A 1718-nucleotide genomic window follows, 5' to 3' on the forward strand; every position below is an offset into this window, starting at 1 on the left:
CCCGTGAAGCACACGGGTGACGGGCCTTTGTCCGTCGTGCGGGTACGCCGGACCCGCTCAGTCCTTCGGCCGCTTCGGCCGCCAGACCACCAACGCGCTGGTCTGCTGCACGTCCTGGTACGGCACCAGATCGCGCCGGTACGAGGCGTGCACCTGGGCCTCGCGCTGCTGCATCGCCACCGCCGCACCGTCCACCGCCGCCGAGAGCTCGGCGACGCGCTGCTGGAGGGCCGCGACCTGGTTCTCCAGCTCGATGATGCGCTTGATGCCGGCGAGGTTGATGCCCTCGTCCTGCGACAGCTGCTGCACGGTGCGCAGCAGCTCGATGTCGCGGGCCGAATAGCGCCTGCCGCGCCCGGCCGTGCGGTCGGGCGAGACCAGGCCGAGGCGGTCGTACTGGCGCAGCGTCTGCGGATGCAGGCCCGAGAGCTGGGCCGCGATCGAGATCACGTACACCGGTGTTTCATCGGTCAGTTCGTACGGATTACGTCGTCGGCCGTCCACCTCAAGCTCCCTTCGCTGCCTGGAAGAGTTCTGCCCGCGGGTCACGGCCCGCAGTCGCCTTCCGGTAGGCCTCCAGTGCTTCCCTGGCCTCGGTGCTCATTTCCCTGGGCACCGTCACCTCGACGGTGACCAGCAGGTCGCCCCGGGTGCCGTCCTTGCGTACGGCGCCCTTGCCCCGGGCGCGCATCGTACGCCCGTTGGGCGTGCCGGCCGGCAGTTTCAGGGTGACCGGCGGGCCGCCGAGCGTGGGCACCTTCACCTCGCCGCCGAGCGCCGCCTCCGTGAAGTCGACGGGCACGGTGACCGTGAGGTTGTCGCCCTTGCGGCCGAAGACCGGGTGGGCGTCGACATGGACCACGACGTACAGATCGCCGGCCGGTCCACCGCGCTCGCCCGGACCGCCCTTGCCGCGCAGCCGGATCCGCTGACTGTCCGAGACGCCGGCCGGGATCCTGACCTGCATGGTCCGGGAGGACTTCGCCCGTCCACTGCCCTTGCAGACATCGCAGGGGTCCTGGGCGATGAGGCCCCGGCCCTTGCAATCCACGCAGGGATCGGTGAGCGAGAAGCCGCCGCCGGTGCCGCGCGACACCTGGCCGGTGCCGAGACAGGTCGGGCAGACCCTGGGCGTGCCGTTCTTGTCACCGGTGCCGGAACACGCCTTGCACGGCGCCTGGCTGGACATCCGCAGCGGGACCGTGGCCCCCTCGACCGCCTCGGTGAAGCTGAGCGTCACCTCGGACTCGATGTCCTGGCCGCGGCGCGGCTGCACCCGCGTCCCCGTACCGCCCCGGTTGAACAGGCCGCCGAAGACATCGCCCAGACCGCCGCCGCCGAAGCCGCCGGCTCCGCCGCCCTGGCCCCCGCCCTGAGTGCCTCCGAAGAGGTCGCCCAGGTCGAAGTTGAAGTTGCCTCCCGCGCCCGGGGGGCCGGCCCGGAAGCCGCCGTTGCCGAAGAGGGCGCGCGCCTCGTCGTACTCCTTGCGCTTCTTGCTGTCGCCGAGGATGTCGTTCGCCTCGGAGATCTCCTTGAAGCGCTCCTCCGCCTTGTCGTCGCCCTTGTTGGCGTCCGGGTGGAACTCGCGGGCGAGCTTCCGGTACGCCTTCTTGATCTCGGCGTCGGTGGCGTCCTTGGGGACGCCGAGGACCTTGTAGTAGTCCTTCTCGACGAAGTCCTTCGTGCTCATCGACGTCCCTCCTTCCGGACGATCGGCC

The 1718-nt window shown here is 70.7% G+C and carries 2 protein-coding genes; both read right to left on the bottom strand.

Features of this window, described 5'->3' with window-relative positions; all coding sequences use genetic code 11:
* Positions 1-57: 57 nt before the first annotated feature.
* Entirely contained in the window at positions 58-504 is a 447-nt protein-coding gene (locus ACFU8Q_RS41310; protein WP_384465308.1) for a heat shock protein transcriptional repressor HspR, read from the bottom strand.
* Position 505: 1 nt separating this feature from the next.
* The gene (gene dnaJ / locus ACFU8Q_RS41315; protein ID WP_384465311.1) at positions 506-1690 is read right to left on the bottom strand and encodes a molecular chaperone DnaJ; all 1185 of its coding nucleotides are present in this window, start codon (positions 1688-1690) and stop codon (positions 506-508) included.
* Between the last annotated feature and the right edge of the window lie 28 nt (positions 1691-1718).

It is taken from the genome of Streptomyces sp. NPDC057543, from assembly GCF_042801895.1.
Classification (GTDB): domain Bacteria; phylum Actinomycetota; class Actinomycetes; order Streptomycetales; family Streptomycetaceae; genus Streptomyces.

What these genes read in the sequence shown, in the direction of transcription:
- dnaJ (WP_384465311.1), bottom strand. Translation starts at nt 1,690, where the DNA reads ATGAGCACGAAGGACTTCGTCGAGAAGGACTACTACAAGGTCCTCGGC.